At 72.5% G+C, this 26,363-nt stretch carries 28 protein-coding genes; 17 read left to right on the top strand and 11 right to left on the bottom strand.

Translation table 11 applies throughout. From position 1 onward, the window contains the following. The first annotated feature begins 35 nt into the window (after positions 1 to 35). Genes ACSP50_RS37370 through ACSP50_RS37360 form a run of 3 tightly spaced genes read left to right on the top strand, consistent with a single transcriptional unit; the run spans position 36 to position 3,324 of the window. A complete protein-coding gene (locus tag ACSP50_RS37370; RefSeq protein WP_231956795.1) occupies positions 36 to 1,637 on the top strand; it encodes a DUF1800 domain-containing protein in 1,602 nt (533 codons plus the stop codon). Positions 1,638 to 1,645: 8 nt separating this feature from the next. Continuing rightward, on the top strand, positions 1,646 to 2,893 hold the full coding sequence (locus ACSP50_RS37365) for a DUF1501 domain-containing protein (RefSeq protein WP_014694525.1): 1,248 nt from the start codon (positions 1,646 to 1,648) through the stop codon (positions 2,891 to 2,893). 56 nt (positions 2,894 to 2,949) lie between these two features. Next, complete coding sequence (locus ACSP50_RS37360; protein WP_014694524.1) at positions 2,950 to 3,324, top strand: hypothetical protein; 375 nt, start codon at positions 2,950 to 2,952, stop codon at positions 3,322 to 3,324. Positions 3,325 to 3,365: 41 nt separating this feature from the next. Here the strand turns inward: ACSP50_RS37360 and ACSP50_RS37355 are convergent, their stop codons facing one another. Further along, the gene (locus ACSP50_RS37355) at positions 3,366 to 3,545 is read right to left on the bottom strand and encodes an antitoxin (RefSeq protein WP_014694523.1); all 180 of its coding nucleotides are present in this window, start codon (positions 3,543 to 3,545) and stop codon (positions 3,366 to 3,368) included. After that, entirely contained in the window at positions 3,542 to 5,458 is a 1,917-nt protein-coding gene (gene malQ, locus ACSP50_RS37350; protein WP_014694522.1) for a 4-alpha-glucanotransferase, read from the bottom strand. The genes ACSP50_RS37355 and malQ overlap by 4 nt, the downstream gene beginning before the upstream one ends. Before the next feature lie 92 nt (positions 5,459 to 5,550). On the opposite strand from malQ, the gene ACSP50_RS37345 reads away from it, so the two are divergent. Next, positions 5,551 to 5,805 (top strand): hypothetical protein, encoded by a 255-nt coding sequence (locus ACSP50_RS37345; protein ID WP_043512950.1) that lies wholly within the window; start codon positions 5,551 to 5,553, stop codon positions 5,803 to 5,805. 47 nt (positions 5,806 to 5,852) lie between these two features. Beyond that, a complete protein-coding gene (locus ACSP50_RS44945) occupies positions 5,853 to 7,079 on the top strand; it encodes a chitosanase (RefSeq protein WP_014694520.1) in 1,227 nt (408 codons plus the stop codon). Here ACSP50_RS44945 and ACSP50_RS37335 read toward each other — a convergent pair. The 7 genes from ACSP50_RS37335 to aroA form a co-directional block, all read right to left on the bottom strand. Further along, entirely contained in the window at positions 7,069 to 8,307 is a 1,239-nt protein-coding gene (locus ACSP50_RS37335) for a glycoside hydrolase family 16 protein (protein ID WP_014694519.1), read from the bottom strand. The genes ACSP50_RS44945 and ACSP50_RS37335 overlap by 11 nt on opposite strands. Positions 8,308 to 8,414: 107 nt before the next feature. Then, the gene (locus ACSP50_RS37330; protein WP_014694518.1) at positions 8,415 to 9,137 is read right to left on the bottom strand and encodes a carbohydrate-binding protein; all 723 of its coding nucleotides are present in this window, start codon (positions 9,135 to 9,137) and stop codon (positions 8,415 to 8,417) included. 84 nt (positions 9,138 to 9,221) lie between these two features. Further along, positions 9,222 to 9,773: a DUF5709 domain-containing protein gene (locus tag ACSP50_RS37325; protein ID WP_014694517.1), complete on the bottom strand. Its 552-nt coding sequence runs from the start codon at positions 9,771 to 9,773 to the stop codon at positions 9,222 to 9,224. A 43-nt stretch (positions 9,774 to 9,816) separates the two neighbouring features. Continuing rightward, positions 9,817 to 10,527 carry an anti-anti-sigma factor gene (locus tag ACSP50_RS37320; RefSeq protein ID WP_231956794.1) on the bottom strand — a complete coding sequence of 237 codons (711 nt, stop codon included), beginning with the start codon at positions 10,525 to 10,527 and terminating at the stop codon, positions 9,817 to 9,819. A 107-nt stretch (positions 10,528 to 10,634) separates the two neighbouring features. After that, complete coding sequence (locus ACSP50_RS37315; protein ID WP_014694515.1) at positions 10,635 to 11,369, bottom strand: inositol monophosphatase family protein; 735 nt, start codon at positions 11,367 to 11,369, stop codon at positions 10,635 to 10,637. Positions 11,370 to 11,568: 199 nt separating this feature from the next. After that, a complete protein-coding gene (rsgA, locus tag ACSP50_RS37310; RefSeq protein WP_014694514.1) occupies positions 11,569 to 12,588 on the bottom strand; it encodes a ribosome small subunit-dependent GTPase A in 1,020 nt (339 codons plus the stop codon). A 44-nt stretch (positions 12,589 to 12,632) separates the two neighbouring features. Next, positions 12,633 to 13,925, bottom strand: coding sequence for a 3-phosphoshikimate 1-carboxyvinyltransferase (aroA, locus tag ACSP50_RS37305; protein ID WP_014694513.1), 1,293 nt, complete (start codon positions 13,923 to 13,925; stop codon positions 12,633 to 12,635). A 148-nt stretch (positions 13,926 to 14,073) separates the two neighbouring features. Here aroA and ACSP50_RS37300 point away from each other — a divergent pair, with 148 nt between their 5' ends. From ACSP50_RS37300 to rsrA, 5 genes are all read left to right on the top strand, one after another. Then, a complete protein-coding gene (locus ACSP50_RS37300) occupies positions 14,074 to 14,751 on the top strand; it encodes an SOS response-associated peptidase (protein WP_014694512.1) in 678 nt (225 codons plus the stop codon). Positions 14,752 to 14,941: 190 nt separating this feature from the next. Then, positions 14,942 to 15,340 carry a WhiB family transcriptional regulator gene (locus ACSP50_RS37295; RefSeq protein WP_014694511.1) on the top strand — a complete coding sequence of 133 codons (399 nt, stop codon included), beginning with the start codon at positions 14,942 to 14,944 and terminating at the stop codon, positions 15,338 to 15,340. 14 nt (positions 15,341 to 15,354) lie between these two features. Next, positions 15,355 to 15,969, top strand: coding sequence for an alpha/beta family hydrolase (locus ACSP50_RS37290; protein WP_014694510.1), 615 nt, complete (start codon positions 15,355 to 15,357; stop codon positions 15,967 to 15,969). Between the two features lie 79 nt (positions 15,970 to 16,048). After that, complete coding sequence (locus ACSP50_RS37285) at positions 16,049 to 16,822, top strand: sigma-70 family RNA polymerase sigma factor (protein WP_172898931.1); 774 nt, start codon at positions 16,049 to 16,051, stop codon at positions 16,820 to 16,822. Between the two features lie 4 nt (positions 16,823 to 16,826). Continuing rightward, positions 16,827 to 17,111 (top strand): mycothiol system anti-sigma-R factor, encoded by a 285-nt coding sequence (rsrA, locus tag ACSP50_RS37280; protein ID WP_014694508.1) that lies wholly within the window; start codon positions 16,827 to 16,829, stop codon positions 17,109 to 17,111. Positions 17,112 to 17,299: 188 nt separating this feature from the next. On the opposite strand, the gene ACSP50_RS45285 is transcribed toward rsrA, so the two are convergent. Continuing rightward, a complete protein-coding gene (locus tag ACSP50_RS45285; protein ID WP_369700219.1) occupies positions 17,300 to 17,374 on the bottom strand; it encodes a 50S ribosomal protein bL37 in 75 nt (24 codons plus the stop codon). Between the two features lie 132 nt (positions 17,375 to 17,506). On the opposite strand from ACSP50_RS45285, the gene ACSP50_RS37275 reads away from it, so the two are divergent. Continuing rightward, positions 17,507 to 17,722, top strand: coding sequence for a biotin/lipoyl-binding carrier protein (locus ACSP50_RS37275; RefSeq protein WP_014694507.1), 216 nt, complete (start codon positions 17,507 to 17,509; stop codon positions 17,720 to 17,722). A gap of 1 nt (position 17,723) precedes the next feature. Here the strand turns inward: ACSP50_RS37275 and ACSP50_RS37270 are convergent, their stop codons facing one another. Further along, positions 17,724 to 19,265 carry a tetratricopeptide repeat protein gene (locus tag ACSP50_RS37270; RefSeq protein ID WP_014694506.1) on the bottom strand — a complete coding sequence of 514 codons (1,542 nt, stop codon included), beginning with the start codon at positions 19,263 to 19,265 and terminating at the stop codon, positions 17,724 to 17,726. Positions 19,266 to 19,426: 161 nt separating this feature from the next. Here ACSP50_RS37270 and ACSP50_RS37265 point away from each other — a divergent pair, with 161 nt between their 5' ends. The 6 genes from ACSP50_RS37265 (at position 19,427) to ACSP50_RS37245 (ending at position 26,054) form a co-directional block, all read left to right on the top strand. Continuing rightward, entirely contained in the window at positions 19,427 to 20,443 is a 1,017-nt protein-coding gene (locus ACSP50_RS37265; RefSeq protein ID WP_043512934.1) for an SIS domain-containing protein, read from the top strand. Between the two features lie 29 nt (positions 20,444 to 20,472). Continuing rightward, entirely contained in the window at positions 20,473 to 22,011 is a 1,539-nt protein-coding gene (locus ACSP50_RS37260; RefSeq protein ID WP_014694504.1) for a sensor histidine kinase, read from the top strand. A gap of 545 nt (positions 22,012 to 22,556) precedes the next feature. Next, on the top strand, positions 22,557 to 24,248 hold the full coding sequence (locus ACSP50_RS37255) for a nitrite/sulfite reductase (RefSeq protein ID WP_014694503.1): 1,692 nt from the start codon (positions 22,557 to 22,559) through the stop codon (positions 24,246 to 24,248). Beyond that, complete coding sequence (locus tag ACSP50_RS43255) at positions 24,245 to 24,403, top strand: hypothetical protein (RefSeq protein WP_014694502.1); 159 nt, start codon at positions 24,245 to 24,247, stop codon at positions 24,401 to 24,403. The genes ACSP50_RS37255 and ACSP50_RS43255 overlap by 4 nt, the downstream gene beginning before the upstream one ends. Further along, positions 24,400 to 25,164 carry a phosphoadenylyl-sulfate reductase gene (locus ACSP50_RS37250; RefSeq protein WP_014694501.1) on the top strand — a complete coding sequence of 255 codons (765 nt, stop codon included), beginning with the start codon at positions 24,400 to 24,402 and terminating at the stop codon, positions 25,162 to 25,164. The genes ACSP50_RS43255 and ACSP50_RS37250 overlap by 4 nt, the downstream gene beginning before the upstream one ends. Next, entirely contained in the window at positions 25,146 to 26,054 is a 909-nt protein-coding gene (locus ACSP50_RS37245; RefSeq protein ID WP_014694500.1) for a sirohydrochlorin chelatase, read from the top strand. Before ACSP50_RS37250 ends, ACSP50_RS37245 begins: the two co-directional genes overlap by 19 nt. The last annotated feature ends 309 nt before the right edge of the window (positions 26,055 to 26,363 follow it).

The raw sequence follows: 26,363 nt of genomic DNA, 5'->3' as shown, positions 1-26,363 counted from the left end.
CGATGGTGGCGCGGGAAACTTCCGACTGTTCCTCCGTGACAGTTGCCGAGCAGACCCTGAACCGGCGTACCGCGATCGGCGGTGCGGTCGCGGCCGGCGCCGCCGCCGCGCTCACCACGGGTACGCCCGCCCTGGCCTCCTCCACCGCCGGCCCCGGCCTGCGCACCGCGGTCGAACCGGGTGTGGTGATCGAGGACCCGGGCGTCGCCGGGCTCCTTCCCGCCGACCCCCTGCTGCACCTGCTGCGGCGGGCCACCTTCGGGCCCGGCCCGGAATCCATCGCCGAGATCCGCAGGCTGGGCGCGACCGCCTGGCTGGACCGGCAGCTCGACCCCGGCTCGATCGACGACCCGGTCGCCGACGAGCTGATCTCCCGGCTGCCGCTGTGCGGGCTGAGCATCACCGACATCCACGCCCGGGTCACCGCCGGACAGCTGAAGCTGCACGACTGGACGCCGATGTGGCAGCTGTCGTTCGCGGCGCCGATCCGGGCCATCTGGAGCAGGCGGCAGCTGTTCGAGGTGATGGTGGACTTCTGGTCGAACCACCTCAACGTGACCTGCCCGTCCGGCGACGTGTGGGACAGCCGCACCGACTACGACCGGGCGGTGATCCGCAGGTACGCCCTGGGCAGCTTCGCCGACCTGCTCAAGGCCTCGGCCCGGCACCCGGCGATGCTCACCTACCTGGACAACCGGTTCTCCACCCGGCAGGCGCCGAACGAGAACTACGGCCGGGAACTGCTGGAGCTGCACACCGTCGGACTGGGCTACACCGAGGCGGACGTCAAGGACGCGGCGAAGCTGCTCAGCGGGATGACCGTGGACAACACCACCGGCGCCTACCGGTACGACGCGGCCAACCACGTGACCGGCCCGGTGCGGATCCTGGGGTTCAGCCACGCCAACGCCACCACCACCGGCGGCGAGGCGGCGACCCTGGCCTTCCTCGACTACCTGGCGCTGCACCCGTCCACCGCCCGCCGGATCGTCACCAAACTGTGCGTCCGGTTCGTCGCCGACGAGCCGTCGCCCGACCTGGTCACCAAACTGGTCAAGGTCTATCTGGACAGCCGGTCGGCGATCGCGCCGGTGCTGCGGGCGCTGTTCACCGCGCCCGAGTTCGCCGCGGCGATCGGGGCGAAGACCCGCACCCCGCTGGAGGACCTGGCGGCCACGGTGCGGATCCTCGGGTACGGACCGCCGCCGAGCGGGACCAAGTCGTTCGAGTCGATCTACTGGATGGCCCGCAACGCCGGTCACGCCCCGCTGCTCTGGGGACCGCCGAACGGCTACCCGGATGTCGCCGCCGCCTGGGCGTCCCCGTCCGGCCTGCTGGTGCGGTGGAACTTCCACCTGTCGCTGGCCGCCGGTTACTGGCCGACCGACCTGGTCAAGCCGGCCGACCTGCTGACCGCGATGATCGGTGCCCGGCCGGCCACCTACCAGGCGCTGATCGACGCGACCGCGGAGCGACTGCTCGGGGTGCGGCTCGGCCCCGACCAGACCGCCGCGCTGGCCGCCTTCTACGGCAAGACACCGGCCTCGCCACTGAAGTACAACGATCCCGCGGTGGGCTGGATGTACCCGTACCTGATGACGATGCTGCTGAACTCGCCCAATTTCGCCCTGAGATGAGGACGACTGTGACCTGCCGAGAGACCCTCTCCCGCCGCCGGCTGCTGGCCGCCGGGGCCGCGGGCGCGTTCGCCGGGCTGGCCGGCTCGCAGCTCGACACCCAGCTCGCCTTCGCCGCCGACCCGGCCTACTCCGGTGACGTGCTGGTGCTGCTCTCGCTGCGCGGCGGCTTCGACGGGCTGTCCGCGGTGGTACCGGCCGGCGACCCGGCCTACTACACCGCCCGGCCCACCATCGGGGTGCCGAAGAGCCAGCTGATCGGCGCCGGATCGTTCTTCGGGCTGCACCCGGCGCTGGCTCCGCTGCTGCCGTTCTGGAACTCGGGCCGGTTGGCGGCGATCCAGGCGGTCGGCCAGCCGGCCCCGAACCGGTCGCACTTCTCCGCCATGGAGGAGCTGGAGCGGGCCGCCCCGGGCACCTCGCTGCGCACCGGCTGGCTCAACCGGATGCTCGGCACCCTGCACGCCGGCGACCCCTTCGACGCGATCGCGATGGGTACCGCGCGCCCGGCCCGGGTGCTCGCCGGCCCGGCGCCGTACCTCGGGGTCACCTCGGTGGACGGGCTCGCGCTCTCCGGCGACGACGCCACCAAGCCGCTCGCGGCCACCATGGCGGCGCTCTACCGCGGCGCGCCGGCCGGGCTGACCGGCCCGGTCAACCAGCTCACCGGGGCGCTGGCCCGGGCCAAGGCGTTGAAGGCGGCCGGGTACACGCCGGCCAACGGCGCCGTCTACCCGGCCACCGACCTGGGTGGGGCGCTGCGCGACGTGGCCCGGCTGATCAAGGCGCGGGCCGGGCTGATGACCGCCACGGTCGACTCCGGCGACTGGGACATGCACGAGAACCTCGGCATCGCCCAGACCGGCCGGCGGATGCACGACCAGCTGGCCCAGCTGGCCGCGGCGATCGCGGCGTTCGCCACCGACCTCGGCGCGGACGGCCTGCGCCGGGTCACCCTGATCACGATCAGCGAGTTCGGCCGGCGGGTGGCGCAGAACGGCTCGGCCGGCCTGGACCACGGGTACGGCAACGCGATGTTCGTGCTCGGCGGCGGGGTGCGCGGCGGGCAGGTCTACGGCACCTGGCCCGGGTTGAGCCCGGCCCAGCTCTGCGACGGCGACCTGGCGGTGACCACCGACTACCGGGCGGTGATCGGCGAGATCCTCCGGACCCGCTGCGGGGTGGGCGACGTGGCCTCGGTCTTCCCGGGCGTGACGCCGTCCTCACTGGGGCTGGTTTCCGGCATTACCGGATAAAGTTCGGATAAGGCTGTTTCACACTGTCACCAACGCTTCGACCCACGGAGGTGACGGTGACCAGCAACCTGTTGGCCGAGCTCATCGGCGGGCAACGGCGCCCGCCCGGGCCGCCGCCGGCCATCGCGATGCCGGCGATCCTGCATGCGGCCAAGCACCGGGCCGGGCCACCGCTGAAGATCCGCCGGCACACCTCCGAGGAGGGCCTGCCGTTCTGGCGCTGGGACTGCGACAGCTGCGGGGAGTACGGCGGCGGCCGGCACCATCCGGACGCCGTCAGCCGCGCCATGCGGCACTGCTCGGAGCACCCGCAGCACCGCTCGTCGCTGCTCCCGCCCGCGTCGTGCCGCAAGCCGGACACGTTCCTGCCGTTGCACCCCATGCTGTACGCCCTCGACGACGACCCGCCGCCGGAGCCGCTGAACATCTGAGCAGAGCGGGCCCGGCTCACCGAGCCGGGCCCGCGTCGCGCTCAGGGCTGGGTGTCGCCGGCCCCGGTCCGCTTCTGCGCCTCGTTCACCCCGCGGTCGATCTGCTCGGAGTACTTGTCGCCGGTCCGCTGGTCGATCTGCTCGCCGGCCTTCTCCAGACCCTGGTCGACCTGCTCGTCGTGCTGGTCGGCGAATTCCTTGGCCTTGTCCAGGAAGCTCATGGCGTGGTCCCTTCCGTCAATCTCTGACCTGTCTCGGCCTTCCGCTTACCCAGAATCCCGGCAACCTTGCGGAAGATCGGATCCTTCACCACCTCGGACAGGTCCGGACCGAGCGGGATCCGCCAGTTGGGGTACTCGTCGAAGGTTCCCGGCAGGTTCGGCTGCCGACGTTCCAGCAGCACGTCGTAGAGCGACGCGGTGACCAGCCGGCACGGGGTGCGGGCCAGGAACTCGTGCATGGCCAGCACCACCTCCTCGCTGGTCGGGTCCGTGCCGGTCAGGCCCTCGGCGCGCAGCAGCTCCAGCAGCGCGGCCTTGTCCGCCTTCCAGGTCGCCCACTCCTGCTCGACGGTGCCGGCCAGCTGCCCCAGCCGGGCGCGGACCTCCACCTGCTCGCCGGCCAGGAACCCGGCGGCGGTCGGCAGGTCGTGGGTGGAGATGCTGGCCAGCGCGTTGCGCCGGTAGTCGGCCGCGGGCCGGAACTCGCCGGTGTCCCAGTCCCGGGTGAACCACAGCACGGACGAGCCGAGCATGTTCATCCGTTCCAGCGTCTCGGTCATCTCCGGCAGCACGGTGCCCAGGTCCTCACCGATCACCACGGCGCCGGCGCGCTGCGCCTCCAGGGCCAGGATGCCGAGCATCGCCTCCGGGTCGTAGTGCACGTAGGTGCCCTCGGCCGGACCCATGCCCGGTGGCACCCACCACAGCCGCCACAGCCCGGCGACGTGGTCGACGCGCAGCCCGCCGGCGTGCCGGAAGATCCGGCGCAGCATGTCCCGATAGGCGGCGTAGCCGGTGGCGATCAGCCGGTCCGGGCGCCAGGCGGCCAGCCCCCAGTCCTGGCCGAGCTGGTTGAACGCGTCCGGCGGCGCGCCGGCCCGGACGCCGGGTGCCAGCGAGTCCTGCAGCAGCCAGCCGTCGGCGCCGGTCGGGTCGATGCCGACGGCCAGGTCGTGGACGATGCCGACCGGCATCCCGGCGGCCGCTTCCCGGGCCCGGTCCAGCTGCTCCTCGACCAGGTGCTGGACCCAGGCGTGGAAGGCGATCCGGTCGCTGCGGAAGGCCCGCACCGCGGGGGAGCCGGGGTGGCGCAGCTCTTCCGGCCAGGTCTGCCAGTTCGGGCCGTGCTGTTCGGCGAGTGCGCAGAAGCGGGCGAAATCCGTCAGGCCCGGATCGGCGTCCAGGTCGACGGGCTCCGCGAGCGGCCAGAGGAGTTCCAGGGCGGCGAGTTTCGCGGTCCACACCGCGGTGTAGTCGATCAGTTCGCCGGTCTCCGGTTTAAGGGCATCAATGCGCTTCTGTACGTCGACATCCGCGCGCTGATACTCCCGGGTGTCCGCGATCCGCAGGTAGAGCGAGTTCGCGAAGCGCCGGCTGGACGGCGAGTACGGCGAGGCCGGCACCGGCGGCACCGGCGTGATCGCGTGCAGCGGGTTGAGCAGCACCAGCCCGGCGTCCCCGCACTGGGACACGAAGGCCCGCAGGTCGCCCAGGTCGCCGATGCCCCACGACTCGGCCGAGTGCAGCGCGTACAGCTGCAGCATCCAGCCCCAGGTGACCGGCGCCTTCGGCAGCTCGGCCGGGACCACCACGACGGTGGTGCGGTCGCCGAGCCGGTGCCAGCCCAGCGGCAGCCCGGCCAGCCGGTCGACGGTGCGCGTGGTCCCGTCCTCCAGGGTGAGCTCGGCGGCCGCCGGCAGGTCCCGGCTCTGCCCCTCGCGCAGCACGATGGTCCCGGGGACCTCCGGCGCGGTGACCTCCGGCACGGCCGCCGGGTCGCCCGCGTCGACGCCGAGCAGGCCCAGCACCCCGATCACCGACTCGGGGGCCACCTCGGTCCGCTTGCGCTGGTAGTTCTCGTACCAGGTGGCCACCCCGTGTGCCGCGGCCAGCGCCTCGAGTCGCGCGTCCATGCGTTTCCCTCCCGTCGGTCCCCGGTCAGTACCCGGCTGATCGGTGGTTACTCCGGGTGCGGTCGTTGCTTCCATCCGCCAGCATGGGGCACATGGCTCACATGGTGAAGTGGTGGACCCGGCTGGCCGCGGTGGTGTCCGGCGCGATGCTGACCCTGGTGATCCCGGTGCACGCCTGGGCGGCCGGCAACGGGACGTCCGAGGTGGCGGTCGAGGCGGCCCGCCGCCGCTACCGGACCCGAGGCGGTTTCGGGTTCCTCTTCGGTGGTGGGCTGTGCTGCCTGTTCGTGATTGCCGCGATCGTGTTGGTGATCGTGTTGATTTCGCGGAATCGCAAGCGCCGCTGACGGATCTTGCCTAGTTTGGGAGAATGCGGACGCGGAGTAGGCGATCGGTGGCAGTCGGTTGCGGGATCGCGGCCGTCCTCAGCATTCCGCCGGCGATCTCGGTCGCCGCGAACGCCTCCGCCGACGTGCTGCTCAGCATCGGCCGCCCGGCCCTCGCCTCGTCGACGCTGAGCGTGGCCTGGCTGGCCTCCGCCGGGGTGGACCGGGGCGTCGGCACCCGATGGGCCAGCGGCGCCACCGACGGCACCGAATGGCTGCGGGTCGACCTGGGCGCCGCGCAGGAGGTCACCCGGGTCCGGCTGCACTGGGCGCAGGCGTACGCCCGGGGCTATCGGGTGCAACTCTCCGACGACGGGGCGACCTGGACCGACATGTACCGGACCGAGGCCGGCGACGGCGGCGTCGACGACCTGCGCGGCCTGCACGGGCACGGGCGCTACCTGCGGGTGCTGGCCACCCGGCAGGGCACCCCGAACGGATATTCGTTGTGGGACGTGCGGGCGTACGGGCCGGGCCCGTACGCCCGGGTGCCCGAGTCCGGTGCGACACCGGGCGCCGGGGTGCCGCCGGCCGCGGCCGCGCTGACCGCCCACGCCAAGAAGGAGACCGCGTTCCAGCTCGTCTCCAGCGCGGAGAACTCGACGCTGAACTGGCGCGGCGAGTACGGCTACCTGGAGGATCTGGGCGACGGCCGGGGATACACCGGCGGGATCATCGGCTTCTGCTCGGGCACCGACGACATGCTGGCCGTGGTCGCCGACTACGTGCGCCGCAAGCCGTCGAACGTGCTCGCGCCGTATCTGCCGGCGCTGCGCGGGGTGGACGGCACCGACTCGCACCGGGGCCTGGACCCGGGCTTCCCGGCCGCCTGGCGGGCGGCCGCGAAGGACCCGGTGTTCCAGAAGACCCAGCAGGACGCCCGGGACCGGATGTACTTCACCCCGGCCGTGCACCTCGCCGAGTCGGACGGGCTGCGGGCGCTGGGGCAGTTCGCGTACTACGACGCGGCGGTGATGCACGGGATCTCCGGGCTGCGGGCCATCCGCGAGCGGGCGGTCCGGGCCCGGAGCACACCGTCTCAGGGTGGGGACGAGATCAGCTACCTGGAGGCCTTCCTGGACTCCCGGGACGTCGAGATGCGCCAGGAGGCGGCGCACAGCGACACCACCCGGGTCGACACCGCGCAGCGGGTCTTCCTGAAAGGCAGCAACCTCGATCTCGACACGCCGCTGACCTGGAAGGTCTACGGCGACAGCTACAAGATCAGCTCTTGACCCACTTCTGGTTCGCGGTGCCGGCGCAGTCCCAGAGCTGGAGCTGAGCGCCGTTCGCGCGGTTGTTGTCCTTGATGTCGACACACCGGTTCGCCGACACGTCGACCAGGTCGCCGGCGCCGGACAGGGTGAACCGCTGCACCGGGTTGCCGTTGCAGGCGACCAGCTGGATCGGGGTGCCGTTGGTCAGCGCGCCGCCGGCCGGGTCCATGCACTTGCCGAGCGCCCGCAGCGTGCCGTCACTGTTGAAGGTCCACTTCTGCGCGCCGGTGCCGTTGCAGTCGTACATCTGCAGGCGCGCGCCGTCGACCGGGTTGGACCCGGGGATGTCGATGCAGCGGCCGTTCAGGTTGCTCCTCAGCGCGTTGCCGGTGGTGGCCGGCGGCGTGGTCGGCGTGGTCGAGGTGCTCACGTGCACGTAGTCGATCAGCATCCTGCTCTCGGCCGGCAGCCCGGCCGGGTTGCCCTGGCCGAAGTTGCCGCCGACCGCCAGGTTGAGGATGACGAAGAACGGGTGCTCGTAGACCCAGTTCACGTTGCCCTTGGCGGCGTGCAGCGAGTCCGGGGTGGCCCGGAAGTACTCCTGGCCGTCCACGGTCCAGACGATCAGGTTCGGCGACCAGTCCACCGCGTAGTTGTGGAACGCCTGGTACCACGGCGCGCCGGCGAGAAGCTGGCCGCCGTACGAGCTGCCGCCGGAGTAGCCGGGGCCGTGCAGGGTGCCGAACAGCCGGTTCGGGTCGCGGCCGACGACCTCCATGATGTCGATCTCGCCGTCGGTCGGCCAGTTGTTGCCGCCCAGCATCCAGAAGGCGGGCCACAGGCCGGAGCCGTTGGGCACCTGGATCCGGGCCTCGACGTGCCCGTACTGCTGGGTGAACTTGCCGGCGGTCTGGATCCGGCCGGAGGTGAACTGGCAGGTGCCGTTCCAGCAGTCGTTGTGTCCGCCGCTGCCCTTGCGGGCGGTGATCACCAGGTGGCCCTGGCCGTCCATCGCGACGTTGCCGGTTCCGCTGGTGTAGTACTCCAGTTCCTGGTTGCCGAAGCCGCTGCCGCCGGTGTCGAAGTTCCACCGGGACGTGTCGACGCCGGTGCCGGCCGCGCCGTTGAAGTCCTCGTTCCAGACGACCGCGGCGTCCGCATTGTCGTTGCGGGACGAGACGTAGAGCGAGGACGCGAGCGTGGTGGCGACTATCGCCGCACCGAGCAACATTCGTAACTTGCGCATGGGGGCCTCCGGGGGGAGAGGGTGCCGTTACTCCAAACAGTCTTTAGAGATGGACTGTCGTGGGTCAATGGAGACGGGTTCCGGAACCCCGGAATAACAACAAACTTTTAAACTTTTTCGAAGAGCGCCGGTACGAGCCCGGGCTGCCACCCCGGCAGGGCCGTGTGCTGCGCCTTCACCCGGTAGTTGGCGCCCCGGTAACTCACCTGATCGCCGATGCGGTAGGTGGTGAACGGCTTCCAGCCCGGCTTCAGCGTCACCCGCACCGACACGCTCACCGAGTCGACCACGATCGCGTCCGAGTACCGCCCGCCGCCGCCGAGGTTCAGCGCCAGCCGGAACGGCTGCCCGGCGTCGTCCGGGGTGAGCCGCAGCACCTGGGCGCCGTCGATCGACCAGACGAACGACGTGCGGGTCCAGTCGATCGCGTAGGTGTGGAAATCCCCGTCGGCGGTGTCCCGGTCGCCGAGCGACTCGGCCTGCCCGGAGATCCCGCCGCCGTCCGGCCCCAGCACCCCGAGCGCCTGCCAGGCGGCGCCCCACCGGCCGGTCCGGATCCGCGCCGATGCGTGCCCGCCGGACTGACCGAAAGTCGCCGCGGTCAGCAGCCACGAGCCGACCACGGCGTGCCCGTCACCGTCCAGCCAGGCGTCCCGGGTGTCGCCCACCCACCGGCCCGCGTCGACCGGGGCGAACCGGTCACCGCCGAAGCCGTCGCTGAACACGGTGCTGCTGACCGTCGACGCGTGCGCGACCCCGGGCACGGTCAGCCCGCCGGCGGCGACCACGGCCGCCAGCAACGGCCGCAGCCAGCGCACCCCGTGACCCATCTTCGCCCTACCCCCACCTCGTGTCCGCACAGACTCTGCACGGGCCGGGCCGGTAAGGGCAAGATCGACGCTGAGTGACCGGGGTCAGTCCAGCTCGTGGGTCTCGTGCATGGCGAGCTCCTCGGCGCTGGCACCACCGCCGGCCGCGCCCGCGTCCCACGCCACGCTGTCCGCCTCGTCGTCGAAGCCGGACCCGCCGTCCGGGGCGACCAGCCGGCCCACCCGGCCCGGGCTGTCGTCGTCGAGCTGGCCGTCGTCGTAGAGCGAGACCGGGGAATCCGGGTCCGAGGTCGGGCTCTCCCCCCAGACGTCCCGGTCCAGCCGGCGCTGCTCGGGGTCGTCGACCGTCTCGTCGATCGGGTCGCGGTCCGCCCCGCCGGTGTCCCCGGCGCCGAAGTCCGGCTCCTCCTGGCGCAGCCGCCGGTCCAGCCCCTCGCCCTGCAGGGCCTCCTCCGCGGTGTCGCCGAACCGGTTCGAGCCGCCCGGGCCGACCCCGGCGAGCGCCGCCGGGTCCGGGCCGTCGGCCCATCGGCCGCTGTCCACCTCGTCGTACGCGGTGGAGTCGTCGTCGGCGGTGTCCGGCAGGCCCGAGGCCTCCGGATCGCTCACTTCGGTGGGGTAGTCGTTGTCTCGCATGTGCGCAATGTACCCGCGTGTCGGCTGGTCATACCGTGATCCGTTACGCGTTCAGATGGGCCCAGACGACCTTGCCGTCAGGCAGCGCCAGCCGGCCCCAGCGGACCGCCACCGCATCGATCAGGAGCAGGCCCCGGCCGCCGTACGCGGTGGGGGCGACCGGCCCGGTGAACGCCGGCAGCACCGGCGAGCCGTCCCGGACCGCGATGCTCACCGTCTCGCCGAGCCGGGCCAGCAGCACCCGCATCGGGGTGCGGACGTGCGCCACCACGTTGTTCACCATCTCGGTGGCCACGATGCACGCGTCCCCGGCCAGCTCGGCCCGCGACCAGCGCAGGCAGGTCTCGGTGATCAGCTCCCGGGCCCGGCGCGCGGCCCCGCTCACCGGTTCCAGGTCCAGGCTGACCCGCAGCCCGGCGCCGGGCGTGCCGAGGGCCGCGAAGGCGCTCTCCGGGTCGGGCCAGACCGGCCAGCCGGCCGGCTGCCACAGCGGGCTCTGCGCGCCGCAGAGCGCGAGCCGCGCGGCCGGCCAGTCCCGGGTCTCCTCGCGCAGCGCGCGCAGCGTGTCCAGGGCCTCCTCGCGGGGCGGCTGCAGGCCGGTCACGTCGACCACGACCGCCTCCGGCTGACCGGCGAGCACGTCGAGCAGGGTGGAGCGGACCGACCCGGAGGTCCGTGCGTCGAGCACCCCGGTCAGCCGGACCAGGGGATAACTCTGGCCGCGGTCCACCAGCTGACGAACCTCGCTCGGCATGATCGCTCCATTGTGCATAGCGCGTCTCCGCCGCGCATGTCGGCGACGGCGGATCCGGACATTTGCCCACGACGGGCATGCATGGGAAGTACCCCGTGCGAGGATGGTCAACCCCGGGGGGTCAGAGCGGTGAGCAGGCTTTCGTGCAGCAGGCCATTGGTGGCGATCACCGACGACTTGTCGGAGCAGACCCGTCCGTCGAGATCGGTGACCTTGCCACCAGCCTCGGTGATGATCGGGATCAGCGCGGCCATGTCCCACAGTGACAGTTCCGGCTCGGCCATCGCGTCCAGCGCGCCCTCGGCCAGCAGCATGTAGCCGTAGAAGTCGCCGTACGCCCGGCTGCGCCATACCCCGAGCAGCACGTCCAGCATCTGCGGCAGCCGGCCGTTCGCCTGCCAGCCGTTCAGGCTGGCGTAACAGACGCTGGCGTCGGCGAGCCGGCGCACCTGGGAGACGCCGATCCGGGTCGCGGCGTGCTGATGCCTCCCGGCGAAGGCGCCCAGGCCGCGCGCCGCCCACCAGCGCCGGCCCAGCGCCGGGGCGGAGACCAGGCCGACCACCGGGGTGTCGCCCTCCATCAGCGCGATCAGGGTGGCCCAGATCGGCACCCCGCGCACGTAGTTCTTGGTGCCGTCGATCGGGTCGATCACCCAGTGCCGGGTGCCCGGGCCGGCCGCCGCCTCGGACCGCCCGAACTCCTCGCCCAGCACGCTGTCCCGCGGCCGGGCCCGGGCCAGGGTCGCCCGAATCGCCTTCTCCACCGCGGTGTCCGCGTCGGACACCGGCGTCAGATCCGGCTTGGCCTCCACCTTCAGGTCGAGCGCCCGGAATCGGGCCATCGAGATGGAGTCGGCCGCGTCAGCGAGGGTGTGGGCAAGAGCGAGGTCGTCGGTGTGGATGGCGTCGCCTCCGGCTCCGCGGCATCGCGCCCTCCGACGCTGACGTCGAGCGACCTGACAACGCCCTCGCTTCGCTAGCCGTTGTGAGGCCGCTCGACGTCAGCGGACGCGATGCGTGGTGGTCAATGTCTGCGCCAGGTCACTCGTCGGCCGGGTGATCTCGCGAGTCCAGATCGCCGGCTCTTGAGGACAGCAGGCGGCGGTACGAGTCTAACCGCCGCCGGTCCGCGCGCCCCTCGCCGACCCACGCGTCGAGCCTGCAGTCCGTGTCGGCGGCGGTGTGCCCGCAGTTCGGCTGGTCCTCCAGGGTGCCCTCGACCAGGTCGGGGAAGCCGTGCAGCAGGCTCTCCGCGCTGACGTGGGCGAGCCCGAAGCTGCGGATGCCCGGGGTGTCGATGATCCACCCCGGATCCTTGCGCGACCTGCCGACGGCCGGCAGGCGCAGCGCCACCGCGCTGGTCGAGGTGTGCCGGCCCTTGCCCACCGCGCTGACCGCGCCGACCGCCCGCAACGCGTCCGGCACCAGGCGGTTGACCAGCGTCGACTTGCCCACCCCGGAGTGCCCGACCAGCACCGAGATGCGCCCGGCCAGCCGCTCGCGCAGCTCGGCCAGGTCACTGCCCGGGCGCACCAGCACGTGCGGCAGGTCCAGCTCGGCGTAGTAGTCGAGCACCTGCTCCGGGCCGGACAGGTCGGCCTTGGTCAGGCAGAGCAGCGGCTCGATGTCGGCGTCGTACGCGGCGACCAGGCAGCGGTCGATGAATCCGGTGCGCGGTGGCGGGTCGGCCAGCGCGCTGACGATCACCAGCTGGTCGGCGTTGGCCACCACGACCCGCTCCAGCCGCCCCTCGGGCGTGGTGTCGTCGTCGTCCGCGGTGCGGCGCAGCACCGAGGTGCGCTCGCCGATCCGGACGATCCGGGCCAGCGACCCGGCGTCGCCGGAGGTGTCGCCGACCAGGGCCACCCGATCGCCCACCACCACCGACTTGCGGCCCAGCTCGCGGGCCCGCATCGCGGTGATCACCTCGGGGTCGGCCCCGGTGTCCTCCTGGACACACCCGTACCGCCCGCGGTCGACGGTGATCACCAGCGCGTCCACCGCGTCGTCGTGCTTGGGACGCGTCCGGGTGCGCGGGCGCGACGACCGCCCCGGCCGCACCCGCACGTCGTCCTCGTCGTACTCCCGCTTACGCCCTGGCAGAACTAACTCCCTGTCGTGAGTCCCGCCCAGAGTTCCGGGAACTCGGGCAACGTCTTCGACGTACAACCTACGTCGGTGAGCTGAACGCCCGGGACGGAGAGTCCGATCACCGCGGCGGCGTGCGCCATCCGGTGGTCGGCGTAGGTCTCGAACGAGGCCCCGTGCAGCGGCCGCGGCTCGATCCGCAGCCCGTCCGGGAACTCGGTCACCCCGGCGCCGACCCGGCCCAGCTCGGTGGCGAGCGCCGCGATCCGGTCGGTCTCGTGGCCCCGGATGTGCTCGACGCCGCGCAGCTCGGACGGCCCGTCGGCGAGCACCGCGAGGGCGGACAGCACCGGGGTCATCTCGGCCACCTCGGACAGGTCGGCGGTGATCCCGTGCAGCGTGCCGGTGCCACGCACGGTCAGCCCGTCCGCCGATCGGGTGACCTCGCCGCCGAACGCGGTGAGCAGGTCGGTCAGCTGCCCGACCGGCTGCCAGCTCTGCGCCGGCCAGCCGGCCAGGGTGACCGTGCCGCCGGTGACCAGGGCGGCGGCGAAGAACGGCAGCGCGCCGGAGAGGTCGGGCTCGATCACCCAGGTGCGCCCGTGCAGCGGGCCGGGCTCGACCACCCAGACGTCCGGCACGCTCTCGTCGACGACGGCGCCGGCCGCGCGCAGCATGTGCGTGGTCATCCGCAGGTGCGGGGCGGACGGGACCGGCGGGCCCTCGTGCCGCAGGGTCAGCCCCTTGGTGAACCGGGCGGCGGACAGCAGCAGGCCGGAGACGAACTGGCTGGAGCCGGAGGCATCGACCACCGCCGCGCCGCCCTCGATGAGCCCGGCGCCGTGCACGGTGAGCGGCAGCCCACCGGTCGGCGACGCGTCCAGCCGCACCCCGAGGGCGCGCAGCGCGTCGAGGATCGGGCCCATCGGCCGGTTGCGCGCGTGCGGGTCGCCGTCGAACTCGACGGTGCCCTCGGCCAGCGCCGCGACCGGTGGCAGGAACCGCATGATCGTGCCGGCCAGGCCCACGTCGATCCGGGCCGGGCCGGTCAGCGGGCCCGGCTCGACCCGCCAGCTGTCGCCGCCCGAGGTGTCCACGGCCACCCCGAGCGCGCCCAGGGCGGTCGCCATCAGCGTGGTGTCCCGCGCCCGCAGTGGCGCCTCGATCACCGACGGACCGTCGGCCAGCGCGGCGAGCACCAGCGCGCGGGCGGTCATCGACTTCGAGCCGGGCAGGCGCACGGTGGTGGTGACCGGGCCGGCGGCGGACGGGGCGAGCCAGGGGCGGAGTTCAGCAGCCATGGAGGCCATTCTGCCGCCGCCCGCCGACATTTCCGGCGCGCGTTCCCGCCTCCCGGGACGCGGCGAGCGATTCTCGCCGGGTGATCGTTGCGACTCCACCATTTCCACGGCGTTCCGGGTCCGCGGCCACCGTTTCCACCGGCGTACGCTGCGTCTCATGTGCGGCCGCTATGCCACGACGCGGACCAACGCGGATCTCAGCCGGTTCTTCGAGGCGGTCGACCTGGCCGGCGAGCTGTCGCCGAGCTGGAACGTGGCGCCCACCGACCCGGTGCCGCTGATCCGCGAGTCGGTCACGCATGCCGCCCGGGTGCTCGGCACCGCCCGCTGGGGCCTGGTCCCGCCGTGGGCCACCGACCCCCGGCAGGGTGCTCGGATGATCAACGCGCGGGCCGAGACGGTGGCCACGCTGAAGGCGTTCGCCCCGTCCTTCGCCCGCCGGCGCTGCCTGGTCCCGGCCGACGGCTGGTTCGAGTGGGTCCGCGACGGCAAGCGTCGGCAGGCGTTCTACCTGACCCCGGCGGACGGCTCCCCGCTCGCGCTGGCCGGGATCTGGTCCGCCTGGGGCCCCGAGCCGATGCTCACCTGCAGCGTGATCACCACCGCGGCGCTCGGCCCGCTGGCCGCGGTGCACGACCGGATGCCGCTGATCCTGCCGCCCGAGCGGTGGGCGGACTGGCTGGCCGGCGGTGGCGATCCGGAGCCGCTGCTGCGGCCGCCGGCCACGCCGGTATTGGCCGGCATCGAGGTGCGCCCGGTCGGCCCGGCGGTCGGCAATGTGCGCAACAACGGCCCGGAGTTGCTGACTCCGCCGGCCGAGGTGACGCTTTTCTGAACTCAGGAAGATCAACGAAGTTCTTTGTCGGAGTATGCACGCATTTCCGGCGGAGAACTTTGCGCGAACATAGATCACCCCCTTGTTCTGATCTTGTACCGTGCGGTACAAACCAGCGCCGGAGTGGTTTCGTCCGCAAGGTGCGGAACGGGCGCCACAGCAGTTCCGGTCCCACGGGGGAGGTGGGCTGATGACACGAGCACGCATGCCGCGTCCGCACGAGGTGGCCATCGCGCGACGTGACCCGCGGCTGCTCGAGGCGATAGCGCAACGCCGGACCGACGAGGCGTGGCGCACACGGGGAGCCTGCCGGACCGTTGATCCGGAAACGTTCTTTCCCGCGCCGAACGAGCCGTCCGGTGGTGCGGTCGCACTCTGCGGCACCTGTCCGGTGCAGGGCCCGTGCCTGGCCTGGGCACTACAGGTCGGCGACTGCCACGGCGTCTGGGGCGGCACCACGCCCCGCGAGCGGCGGGCCATGCTGGTCGCCTGGCGCGAGCGGGTCCAGCCGGACGGCGAGCCGGTCGACGACGGCGCCACGGACGACGAGGACCGCCGGTTCCTGACGTTGGAACCCGCCAGCCGCTGACAGAATCGGAGCTTGTGTCCAGCTCCGAGCACATCGTCGAAACGCCGCGCGGGCCGGCCCGGGTCCGGATCACCGGCCCGGCCGGCCCGGCGCGCGCCCAGCTGTTCCTCGGGCACGGGGCCGGTGGTGGCGTGGACGCGCCCGATCTGGTCGCCGTGCACGACGCCGCGGTCGCGGCCGGGGTGCGCGTGCTTCTGGTGACCCAGCCCTACCGGGTGGCCGGACGGCGGGCGCCGGCCCCCGCCGGGCACCTCGACGAGGGGTGGGCCGCGGTGGTGCGGGCCCACGGCGTACCCGGAATTCCCCTGATCGTGGGCGGGCGCAGCAGCGGAGCGCGGGTCGCGTCGCGGACCGCGGCCGACCTGGGCGCCGCGGGGGTGCTGGCCCTGGCCTTCCCGCTGCACCCGCCGGGCAGGCCGGAGAAGAGCCGGGCGGCGGAGCTGCCGGCCGGGATCCCCACGCTGGTGGTCAACGGCGACCGGGACCCGTTCGGGGTGCCCGGGCCGGGCGGCGCGGTGGAGGTCGTGGTGCGGCCCGGTGCGGTGCACGACCTGCGCAAGGATCTTCCGGGCACCGTGGCGGCCGTGCTCGGGTGGCTTGCACGACACGGCTGGGCCGCGGAATTCTGAGCGGGCCGCCGGCGTTGCACACCCCGGAAGAACAATGGCGGAAGGGGTGTCAGTGGTGCGTACCGGTACCGAGCGCGGGATGCGCGAGCGCCGGGAGGCGACCCGGGTGCGGGAACTTCTGGATGCTCCGGAGTGGCCGGCCACCGAGCCGGCGCCCGCCGCCGCCCCGGTGAGCGTGAGCACACCGGTTTTCGAGAGCGTGACTGGGGCACTACCCGTATCCTCGGCGGGGCGGTCGAGGGGGGAGTCCAGGGTGGCCCAGAAAGAGCGTGTCGACGAGCGTCGCGAGCGCTTCGAGCGCGACGCGCTGCCGTTCGTGGATCAGTTGTACGCCGCCGGCCTGCGCATGACGCGCAATCCGGCCGACGCCGAGGACCTGGTGCAGGAGACGTTCCTCAAGGCGTTCTCCGCCTTCCACCAGTTCGAGGAGGGCACCAACCTCAAGGCCTGGCTGTACCGGATCCTGACCAACACCTACATCAACTCGTACCGGCGCAAGCAGCGGCAGCCGCTGCAGTCGCCGACCGAGGAGATCACCGACTGGCAGCTCGCCTCCAGCGAGTCGCACACCTCGACCGGACTGCGCTCGGCGGAGACCGAGGCGCTCGACCGGCTCCCGGACAGCGACATCAAGGAAGCGCTGCAGTCCCTGCCGGAGGACTTCCGGCTCGCCGTCTACCTCGCCGATGTCGAGGGTTTCTCGTACAAGGAGATCGCCGACATCATGGGCACGCCCATCGGCACCGTCATGTCCCGCCTGCACCGCGGCCGGCGCAACCTGCGCCAGCTGCTCGTCGGATACGCCGCCGACCGGGGCATCACCCGGGCCGCGTCCGAGCCGCAGGAGGCGTGACCCGATGCCGAGCGACGAGACCGAACACGAGACCGATTGCAGCATCGTGCTCAGCGAGGTGTATCTCTACCTCGACCTGGAGTGCAGCGAGGACCGCCGCCGCCTGATCCAGAAACACCTGGACGAGTGCTCCGGCTGCCTGCGCGAGTTCGGCATCGAGCACGAGGTGAAGGCGTTGGTCGGCCGCTGCTGCGGCGACGAGCGGGCGCCGGCCGAGCTGCGCGACCGGCTGCGCGTCAAGCTGGTCCAGCTGGAGGCCCAGACCGAGACCCGGGAGTACCTTCCGTAACCGTTGGACTAAGCGGCCCGGCAGCGTGTGCGCTGCCGGGCCCTCACCGTCTCGAACCGCAACCACCGCGCACTTCGCCCGTCGATGACGAGAGTGCCGAAAAACGACAAGCAGAGCGCAGTTGTTTTTCGGTGCTCTCGTCATCGACGTTGAGGGGCGAAGTGCCCGCCGAGCGGAGCGAGGCCATGTTAACTGTTGGGGCGCTTGCCGTGGTTCGCGCCGCTCTTCTTACGGGCCTTCTTCTTGCGAGCCTTCTTGGCCATAAGGGCCTCCTTCCTCACGCTTGCTCAGTCGCCGATCGTAGTCGGCGGGGATGGGCCGCCCCGGACCTACCCGTCCGGGATCCGTGATTTGATGACCTTCCCTGGAAACGTGACGAGGAAGGGCGATCCGGAATGGCCGAAGAAGTCCGTGCCGAGATGGTGGCCAACGTGTGGAAGGTCGTGGCCGGCGTCGGTCAGGCCGTGGCCGAGGGCGACACCCTGGTGATCCTGGAGTCCATGAAGATGGAGATCCCGGTGGTGGCCGAGTCCGACGGCACGGTGGGCGAGCTCGCCGTGCACGAGGGGGACGTGGTCCAGGAGGGCGACCTGATCGCGGTGATCAACTGATTCATTTCTTCAGCCAGCGCAGCAGGTAGGATCGGCTGCGCTGGCGGGGGATGACCGGCGTGCGGACGGTGGCCGCGGCCAGCTCGCGGGCCGGCCGGGCCAGCTCCGGGGTGGCCAGCGCCAGCTCGGCGACCGCCCGGGCGTGCGGCCCACCGGCCACCTCGGCGAATCGGCCGGCCACCACGGCGGCCACGTCGGCCCGCGCCTCCGGATCCACCCAGGCGTAGGTGACCAGCGCGAACAGCGCCGCCTGGGTGACCCGGTCGACCTCGCCGTCGAGCAGGCCGAGCAGCAGCCGACGCCGGGTGGAGTCCAGCCACGCCTCCTCGGAACCGTGGTGCAGCAGCCCGAGACAGGCCCAGACCTCGGCGGCGCCCGGGTCGGCCGCGCCGGTCACCGCGGGATGGCCGAGCAGCGCGAGCAGCTCCCACGGCTCGACCAGGACCAGGCCCAGCGCCCGGTCGTAGGCGGCCGGCGGGTGCGGCCAGCCGGTCGAGGCGACCCGCAGCAGCCGGTCCCGCGCGTCCGGTGACGGATCGCCGTTGACTGTGGGGCGGCCGGGAGCCAGCCGGGACATCGAGGCCGGCAGCCCGCTCAGCCACGGCACGTCCCGGCAGCAGTCGTCCAGGTCGGTGTGCTCGTGCGTGTCGTCCGGGTGGTCGCGGACGAAGTCGGCGAGCGCGATCAGGTGGGCCACCTCGCCGTCGGCGCGGAACCGCAGCCGCTGCGCGGTGTGCACCACGCAGTCGAACCGCGGGTCGCGTTCCAGCGCGCGGTCGGTCCAGCTCAGTGCCTCGTCGAGCCGGCCCAGGTCGGCCAGGGTGGCCGCCACGTCGGCGTAGACGGACAGGTCGTCCGGGTCGTACATGACCGCCCGGCGCAGCGCGGCCAGCGCCTCCGGGATCCGGCCGGCACTGCGGAACGCGTAGCCCAGCCAGATCTCGCCGAGCTTGGACGGCCGGGAGCGGGCGCCGCGGGTCGCCCAGTCGATCGCGAGCCGGGCCTCGCCCAGCCGACGGGCCAGCGCCGAGCCGGCGCCCAGCAGCATCGCGTGCTCGCCGTGCGCGGCCACGGTGTGCCGGACCACGGTCAGGTAGGGGCGCAGGGGCTCGGCGGCCGCCGCCGGGGCCGGGTCGCCGACCGCGGTGCACAGCCGCATCACCGTCCGGGCCAGTGCGTCCGGGTCGATCCGGCCGCCGAGCACCGGGTCGCTGACCCACGGCACCCCGGCCCAGTCGACGTCCGGGGTGTGCCCGCTGGCCGCGGCGAGCAGGGCCAGCCCGTCCTCCGGGCGGCCGGCCGCGGCGAGCAGGTGTGCGTGCGCGGCCACCCGGCCGGCCGGGGCGTGCGGCTCCAGCGGGAACAGGTCCAGCGCGCCGTCGGCCCGGGCCGCCAATCGGCTGAGCAGCTCGTGGATCTCCGGCAGGGTGGGTGCGTGGGGCAGCGCCCCGGCCAGGTGGCGGGCGGCCTGGCTCATCTCGCCGGCGTCCAGGGCGGCGCGGGCGAGGGTGAGGTCGTGCGGGACCGGGGGGTGGGCGTCCACGAGTGAAGACAGTACGGGCAGCGACGCGATCTGTCAGTCCTCGCGGCTGCGCAGTAGTGCGCGAAAGATTGACGTACTAAGCTTTTTCTTGCAAGACTGCGCATCTATTGCGCGAGAACTGCTCATCTGGGGAGGATGACATGACAGAGCGAGGCCACGGGATGGCAGCGGACATAGCGGAGCAGCCGGAGGGATTCGCCCGCCTGCTCGACGGGCCGCACGCCGACGCGATCGCCGGAGTCGCCGCGGAGATCGCGGCCCGCCGCCCGCGCAACGTGCTCTTCGTCGGCCGTGGCACCTCCGACCACGCCGCGCTTTACGGGGCGTACCTCACCGAGATCCGGCTCGGTCTCCCGGTGGCCAGCGCGTCGCCGAGCGCGATCACCCTCTACGGCGCCCGGCCCGACTTCACCGGCACCCTGGTGATCGGGGTCAGCCAGAGCGGCGGCTCGCCCGACCTGACCGGCGTGCTCTCCGCCGCCCGGGAGACCGGCGCGCTCACCCTCGCGGTCACCAACAACCCGGAGTCGCCGCTGGCCCGGGCCGCCGAGCTGGCCGTCGACGTGGCCGCCGGACACGAGCGCGCGGTCGCCGCCACCAAGACCTACACCGCCGAGCTGCTCGCGATGCTGCTGCTGGTCGAGGGCATCCGGGCCGGCGACGGGCGGCTGCCCGCCGAGGAGCGGGCCGCGCTGGCCGGGCTGCCCGCGCTGGCCGCCGGGGTGCTCGCCGACCACACCGCCGAGGACGTGGCCCAGCGCTACCGGTTCGCGCCGCACATGGTCACCACCGGGCGCGGCTACGCCTACCCGACCGCGCGCGAGGCGGCGCTCAAACTGATGGAGACGTCGTACGTGCCGACGCTGGCCTTCTCCGGCGCCGACCTGCTGCACGGCCCGCTCGCGATGACCGACACCGACGTGCCGGTGCTGGCCGTGGTCGGCGGCGGCCCCGGCGGGAGGTCGATGGCCGACGTGCTGGCCCGGCTCGAGGAGCGCAAGGCCGACGTGCTCACCGTCGGCCCGGCCGGCAGGCTGGCCGTCCCGCCCGTCGACGAGCGGTACAGCCCGCTGCTGGACATCCTGCCGCTGCAGAAGCTGGCGCTCGCACTGGCGCTGGCCAAGGGCGAGGACCCGGACGCCCCCCGCGGTCTGAAGAAGGTGACCAGCACGCTTTAGACGAAACATCGGCGTGGCAGGCTTGGCGTGTGTCCACCCTGCGCGATCTCGTCGAGGAACACTCCAGCCTGGGTTCCGCCGACATCGACCACCTGCACCGCCTGGCCGGCGACTGGCAGCTGCTCTCCGACCTGTCCTTCGCCGACCTGCTCCTCTGGGTGCCGGTCAAGGGCGACAAGCCGCGGGAGTTCGTCTGCGTGGCCCAGGTGCGCCCGACCACGGCGCCCACGGCGTATCAGGACGACCAGGTGGGCCGGCGATTCGGCGGCCCCGAGGTGGCCCACCTGGAGGTCGCGTTCACCCAGGAGCGGATCTGGCGGGAGGGCGACCCGGTCTGGTACGGCGACACCCCGGCCCGCCACGAGGCCATCCCGGTGCGCCGCCGCGACGAGAACGACCACGAGGAGGGCTACAGCGAGGTGATCGCGGTGATCGGCCGCGACACCAACCTGAGCACCGCCCGCACCCCCAGCCAGCTGGAGCTCAACTATCTGACCACCGCCGACGACCTGGCCCAGATGGTCGCCGACGGTACCTTCCCGCCGGCCCGGCAGCCCGGCGAGATGACCACCTCGGCGCCCCGGGTCGGCGACGGCCTGATCCGGCTGGACGCCTCCGGCAAGGTCACCTACGCCAGCCCGAACGCCCAGTCGGCGTACCGGCGGCTCGGCTTCAACGCCCACCTGGTCGGCGAGGAGCTGGCCGGGCTCTCCAGCCGGCTGGCCGCCGACCCGCTGGAGGGCAACGACGTCGCCGAGCGGATCCGCTCCTCGCTGCGCGGCGAGTTCCCGCCGCGGATGGAGTTCGAGGCGCGCGGCGCCACCGTGCTCACCCGTTCGCTGCCGCTGCTCCCGGCCGGCGTCCCGATCGGCGCGCTGGTCCTGGTCCGCGACGTCACCGAGGTGCGCCGCCGGGACCGGGCGCTGATGACCAAGGACGCCACCATCCGGGAGATCCACCACCGGGTGAAGAACAATCTGCAGACCGTGGCCGCGCTGCTGCGGCTGCAGGCCCGCCGGGTGGACGCGCCGGAGGCCCGGATGGCCCTGGAGGAGTCGGTCCGCCGGGTCGCGTCGATCGCGCTGGTCCACGAGACGCTGTCGATGTCCAGCGACGAGGCGGTCGAGTTCGACGGGATCGTGGACCGGGTGGCGACCGCCGCCACCGAGGTCTCGGCCACCAGCTTTCCGGTGCACATGCGCCGCGAGGGCACCTTCGGGATTTTGCCCGCCGAGATCGCCACCTCGCTCGTGATGGTGCTCAACGAGCTGCTGATCAACGCGGTCGAGCACGGCTTCCCGGCCGGTGAGGACGACGAGCCCGCCCCCGCGCCGGAGCAGCCGGCCGAGGTGGTCGTCGCCGCGCACCGGTTCCGCAAGCAGCTGCACGTCACCGTGGCCGACAACGGTCAGGGCCTGCCCGAGGGCTTCCGGCCGGACGCCGGCCGGTTGGGGCTGCAGATCGTCCGCGCGCTGGCCACCGGCGAGCTGCGCGGCAGCATCGAGCTGCGCAACCGGGCCGGTGGCGGCACCGAGGCCGTGCTGGTGGTCCCGCTCGGCAAGCGCTGATCCCCGGTCGCCGGTTGTGCGATCCTCGGTTTTCGGTGACCACCCGCGGGCAGTGAAGGGCCGCGGTGATCGCTCTGGACGCGTCAGCGGCCAGATCACCGTGGCCCGGCCCGCGCGGGAGCATGCGGTCGGCACCCCGGCGGATGTGCGCACCTCCAGAACTTGATCTTTTTGTTGATCTTCGAGGTTGGTGTCTGTCGATGATCGACGTCGTCCGGCCTGCGGCGTAACGAATTAGTAACAGCAATAGGAATACCCCGGGAAGTGCCGTGGAGCACACTCCCGGATTCTGGACCTCACTGGCCCACATTCGGTTTGCGTGAGAGGCTTACCGGCATGACCGCTGCTATCGACCGCCGCTTCGTGGCTCGCCGCCACGTCGACTACGGGCGTGTCTTCAGCGCGATGTGTCCGGCTTCCTGACGCCGCCCCCCTTTATTTCGGGCGCGGACGACAAGCCGGCCCTCTCCCGACGCTGATGTCGCGGAGCCTCCACCAGGCCGCGATTGTCCTCCGGTGCCCACGAAACCCGGAGGACCGCCGCCATGGCGCCCAGCAACACTCCCGCTACACCGGCCGCCCGCCCCCGTAAGGCGCGCGGCGAGGGTCAGTGGGCGCTCGGACACCGCGAGCCGCTCAATCCCAACGAGCGCAGCAAGAAGGACGACAACCCGCTGAACGTGCGGGCCCGGATCGAGAACATCTACGCCCACCGGGGTTTCGCCTCGATCGACCCGGCCGACCTGCGGGGCCGGTTCCGCTGGTGGGGCCTGTACACCCAGCGCAAGGCCGGGATCGACGGCGGACGCACCGCGGTGCTGGAACCCGAAGAGCTCGAAGACGAGTACTTCATGCTCCGGGTCCGCATCGACGGCGGCGCGCTCAGCGTCGCCCAGCTGCGCACCATCGCCGACATCTCCACCGAGTTCGCCCGCGACAGCGCCGACATCACCGACCGGCAGAACATCCAGCTCCACTGGGTGCGGGTCGAGGACGTGCCGGAGATCTGGCGCCGGCTCGAAGCGGTCGGCCTGCAGACCACCGAGGCCTGCGGCGACTGTCCGCGCGTGGTGCTGGGCAGCCCGGTCGCCGGCATCTCGGTCGACGAGGTGATCGACGGAACGCCCGCGATCGACGAGATCCTGAAGCGGTACATCGGCGACCCGGCGTACTCGAACCTGCCCCGCAAGTTCAAGTCGCAGATCTCCTGGCTGGCCGACGGGCCGTACCAGGCCAACGACGTCTCCTTCGTCGGGGTCGAGCACCCCGACCACGGGCCCGGCTTCGACCTCTGGGTCGGCGGCGGCCTGTCCACCAACCCGCGGCTGGCCGAGCGGCTCGGCGTCTGGGTGCCGCTGGCCGAGATCCCGGACGTCTGGGAGGGCGTGGTCGGGATCTTCCGCGACTACGGCTACCGCCGGCTGCGGCACCGCGCCCGGCTGAAGTTCCTGCTCGCCGACTGGGGCGTGGCCAGGTTCCGCGAGGTCCTGGAGAAGGAATACCTGGGCCGCGCGCTGATCGACGGGCCGGCGCCCGACCTGCCGGAGAAGCCGATCGACCACATCGGGGTGCACCGGCAGCGCGACGGGAAGAACTACGTCGGCGCCGCCCCGGTCGTCGGCCGGTCCTCCGGCACCCAGCTCGGCAAGCTCGCCGACCTCGCCGAGCGGCACGGGTCCGACCGGGTGCGGCTCACCGCGTACCAGAAACTGCTCGTCCTCGACATCGCCGACGAGAAGGTCGAGACCGTGGTCGGCGAGCTGCGCGAGATCGGTCTGGAAGCCCGCCCGTCCACCTGGCGGCGCGGCACCATGGCCTGCACCGGCATCGAATACTGCAAACTCGCCATCGTCGAGACCAAGGCGCGCGGCGAGGAACTCGTCGCCCGGCTCGAGGAACGCCTCCCCGGCTTCGACGCGGACATCTCCGTGCACCTCAACGGCTGCCCCAACGCGTGCGCCCGCACCCAGGTCGCCGACATCGGTCTCAAGGGCCAGCTGGTCATGAACGCGCACGGCGAACAGGTCGAGGGCTTCCAGATCCACCTGGGCGGCGCGCTCGGCATGGCCAAGGGGGAAACCGCCGGCTTCGGCCGCAAACTGCGCGGCCTCAAGGCCACCGCCGAGGAATTGCCGGCGTACGTCGAGCGGGTCGCCCGGAACTACCGGGACGGCCGCACCGACGGCGAGACGTTCGCCAACTGGGTGATGCGGGCCGAAGAGGAGCTCCTCAAATGAGCGACGCCCGATCCGCCCCGCTGTACTGCCCCTACTGCGGTGAAGAGGACCTCCGCCCCAACGAGTCCTCGCACGGCGCGTGGGAGTGCCACTCCTGCGCCCGAGTCTTCACGGTCAAGTTCAACGGGTTGCTGTCCAAGGGAGCTACCAAATGAGCATCCTCAACGCCACCGGCCTGGGCCTGATCAACCTGGGCGCGCCGAGCGCCCCCGCTGACCCCGCCCGCCGCAGCGCCGACGACCTGCGCGCGCTCGCCCTGCAGGCCGCGCAGGACCTGGAGGGCCGGACCGCCGAGGAGATCGCCAAGTGGGCGACCGACACCTTCGGCGCCCGGTTCTGCGTCACCAGCTCGATGGCCGACGCGGTGGTCGCGCACCTCTTCTCCCGGGTCGCCCCCGGCGTCGACGTGGTCTTCCTGGACACCGGCCTGCACTTCCCGGAAACCCTCAAGGTCCGGGACACGGTCGCCCGCACGATGAACGTCAACGTCCGCTCGATCCGCCCGCGGATGACCGTCGGCCAGCAGGACGGCGAATACGGCCCCCGGCTGTTCAGCCGCAGCCCCGACGAGTGCTGCTTCATGCGCAAGGTCGAGCCGTTGGAACGGGCCCTGACCGAGTACGACGCGTGGGCCACCGGCCTGCGTCGCGACGAGTCGCCGACCCGGGCCAACACGCCGGTCGTCGCCTTCGACGCCAAGAAGGGCAAGGTCAAGGTCAACCCGATCGCGGCGTGGACCCAGGCCGACGTGGACCGCTACATCAGCCGGTGGAACGTGCCGGTCAACGAACTGTTCAAGAAGGGCTACGGCTCGATCGGCTGCTGGCCGTGCACCCGCCGCACCAAGGCCGGCGAGGACCCGCGGGCCGGGCGCTGGGCCATGTTCGAGAAGACCGAATGCGGTCTGCACGTCTGATCGCCGCGCGGCCCGCGGTGGTCCTGGTCGCCCACGGCAGCCGGGACCCGCGGGCGGCCGCATCGACCGAGGCGCTGGCCCGGGCGGTTCGCCGGGCACGGCCGGAGTGGCTGGTGCGGGCGGCGTACCTGGATCATGCGGGGCCGCGGCCGCTCGATGTGCTGAGCGGGCTCGGGGAGCGGCGGGCGGTGCTGGTGCCGCTGCTGCTCACGGCGGCGTATCACGGGCGGGTGGATCTGCCGGCTGTGCTGGCGGAGGCGGCGGGGCTTCCGGTGGAGGTCGTGCTGGCCGATGTCCTCGGACCGTTGCCGGTCGCGCCGGTCGATGTCCTGCGGCCGCAGCCGGCGCCGGTCGCGCCGGCCGATGTCCCGCGGCCGCCGGCGGTCGCGCTGGCCGAAGTTCTGGGGCCGTTGCCGGTCGGGCCGGCGGCGCTGCTCATGCCGGGGCTGCTTCTGGAGGCTCTGACGCGGCGCCTCGCCGGCGCCCTCGGCGACTTTACGGATATTTCGTCTTTGGTGCCGAATGAGCGCTTCGATGCCGTGGTTCTCTCCGCGGCCGGAACGCGCGACCCGGTGGCGCGCGGCACGGTGGAGCACGCCGCCGCCGCCCTGGGAGCCCGCCTGGGGGTCCCGGCGCGGGTGGCATATGCCTCAGGGGTGGGTCCGCGGGCCGGAGAGGCCGTTCGGGGGCTCCAGGAGGCGGGAGCCCGGCGGGTGGCGGTCGCGGGATACTTCCTTGCCCCGGGGCTCCTCTACGACCAGGCCGTCGAGTCGGCCCGGGAGGCGGGCGCGGTGGCCGTCGCCGAGCCGCTGGGCGACGCGCCGGAACTGGTGGGCCTCATCAGCGCCCGCGTAGCGGCCACCGGCGTCCGTGTCCTCGCCGCTGCCTGATACCCGGTTGCGCTCGGCTGCCTGAGCCGCCGCATCGGTCCGTGCCGTGCCTCGTCGCGCGGCGTTGTGCTTGCTTGCGTGGCGTCGCGTGTCATCTGCGCGGCGCTGTGCTTCGTCGCGCGGCGTTGTGCCCTACCGCCGCGCCGCGCCGTGCTTCATCGCCGCGCTGTGCCCAACCGCCGCGCCGTGCCCAACCCCGCGCCGTGCTTCATCGCCGCGTTGTGCCGTGCCGTGCCGTGCCGCATTGGACCGTGCCGACCCCGCCCGCGAGTCCGTTGAGGAGCCGGGAAGTCCGGGGCGGGATGTCCG

It is taken from the genome of Actinoplanes sp. SE50/110, from assembly GCF_900119315.1.
Classification (GTDB): domain Bacteria; phylum Actinomycetota; class Actinomycetes; order Mycobacteriales; family Micromonosporaceae; genus Actinoplanes.
The sequence above is the reverse complement of the archived record's forward strand: the minus strand, read 5'-3'. Positions and strand labels throughout refer to the sequence as shown.

Bases quoted from the DNA above. Each gene is read 5' to 3' on its own strand.
- ACSP50_RS37355 (WP_014694523.1), bottom strand. From the start codon at position 3,545: ATGAGCTTCCTGGACAAGGCCAAGGAATTCGCCGACCAGCACGACGAG.
- malQ (WP_014694522.1), bottom strand. From the start codon at position 5,458: ATGGACGCGCGACTCGAGGCGCTGGCCGCGGCACACGGGGTGGCCACC.
- ACSP50_RS37345 (WP_043512950.1), top strand. From the start codon at position 5,551: ATGGCTCACATGGTGAAGTGGTGGACCCGGCTGGCCGCGGTGGTGTCC.
- ACSP50_RS37335 (WP_014694519.1), bottom strand. From the start codon at position 8,307: ATGCGCAAGTTACGAATGTTGCTCGGTGCGGCGATAGTCGCCACCACG.
- ACSP50_RS37330 (WP_014694518.1), bottom strand. From the start codon at position 9,137: ATGGGTCACGGGGTGCGCTGGCTGCGGCCGTTGCTGGCGGCCGTGGTC.
- ACSP50_RS37325 (WP_014694517.1), bottom strand. From the start codon at position 9,773: ATGCGAGACAACGACTACCCCACCGAAGTGAGCGATCCGGAGGCCTCG.
- ACSP50_RS37320 (WP_231956794.1), bottom strand. From the start codon at position 10,527: ATGCCGAGCGAGGTTCGTCAGCTGGTGGACCGCGGCCAGAGTTATCCC.
- ACSP50_RS37315 (WP_014694515.1), bottom strand. From the start codon at position 11,369: ATGGCCCGATTCCGGGCGCTCGACCTGAAGGTGGAGGCCAAGCCGGAT.
- aroA (WP_014694513.1), bottom strand. From the start codon at position 13,925: ATGGCCTCCATGGCTGCTGAACTCCGCCCCTGGCTCGCCCCGTCCGCC.
- ACSP50_RS37300 (WP_014694512.1), top strand. From the start codon at position 14,074: ATGTGCGGCCGCTATGCCACGACGCGGACCAACGCGGATCTCAGCCGG.
- ACSP50_RS37295 (WP_014694511.1), top strand. From the start codon at position 14,942: ATGACACGAGCACGCATGCCGCGTCCGCACGAGGTGGCCATCGCGCGA.
- ACSP50_RS37285 (WP_172898931.1), top strand. From the start codon at position 16,049: ATGCGCGAGCGCCGGGAGGCGACCCGGGTGCGGGAACTTCTGGATGCT.
- rsrA (WP_014694508.1), top strand. From the start codon at position 16,827: ATGCCGAGCGACGAGACCGAACACGAGACCGATTGCAGCATCGTGCTC.
- ACSP50_RS37275 (WP_014694507.1), top strand. From the start codon at position 17,507: ATGGCCGAAGAAGTCCGTGCCGAGATGGTGGCCAACGTGTGGAAGGTC.
- ACSP50_RS37265 (WP_043512934.1), top strand. From the start codon at position 19,427: ATGGCAGCGGACATAGCGGAGCAGCCGGAGGGATTCGCCCGCCTGCTC.
- ACSP50_RS37255 (WP_014694503.1), top strand. From the start codon at position 22,557: ATGGCGCCCAGCAACACTCCCGCTACACCGGCCGCCCGCCCCCGTAAG.
- ACSP50_RS43255 (WP_014694502.1), top strand. From the start codon at position 24,245: ATGAGCGACGCCCGATCCGCCCCGCTGTACTGCCCCTACTGCGGTGAA.
- ACSP50_RS37250 (WP_014694501.1), top strand. From the start codon at position 24,400: ATGAGCATCCTCAACGCCACCGGCCTGGGCCTGATCAACCTGGGCGCG.
- ACSP50_RS37245 (WP_014694500.1), top strand. From the start codon at position 25,146: ATGCGGTCTGCACGTCTGATCGCCGCGCGGCCCGCGGTGGTCCTGGTC.